The following is a 503-nucleotide window of genomic DNA, read 5'->3' on the forward strand; positions in this document are numbered from 1 at the left end:
AAGGTCTTGAACCTGAAACTGGCCGACTACTCAAAGACGTCGCATACGACATCATCGGTGAGAACTACTCGCTGGCCGTTCTATCTGGCCCAACGTTCGCGAAAGAGCTCGCGATGGGTCTACCAACTGCGATTTCCGTTGCCTCTCCAGATGCAGAGTTCGTGGCGGATCTGCAAGAGAAAATCCACTGTAGCAAAACCTTCCGCGTGTACGCGAACAACGACTTCATCGGCATGCAACTTGGCGGTGCAGTGAAAAACGTTATCGCAATTGGCGCAGGTATGTCAGACGGCATCGGTTTTGGTGCAAACGCACGTACTGCGTTGATTACCCGTGGCTTGGCTGAAATGAGCCGCCTTGGCGCTGCACTTGGTGCCAAACCAGAAACCTTCATGGGTATGGCTGGTTTGGGCGACCTTGTCCTAACGTGTACCGACAACCAATCACGTAACCGCCGCTTTGGTTTAGCGCTAGGTCAAGGTAAAGACGTCGACACGGCACAA

1 protein-coding gene is annotated in these 503 nt (G+C 53.3%); it reads left to right on the plus strand.

Annotated elements, in window-relative coordinates; genetic code table 11:
- Positions 1–503: NAD(P)H-dependent glycerol-3-phosphate dehydrogenase (locus R7093_RS28545; RefSeq protein WP_318147450.1), on the plus strand; the 503-nt coding region annotated here is incomplete at both ends.

The sequence above is a fragment of the Vibrio sp. 1580 genome, from assembly GCF_033340055.1.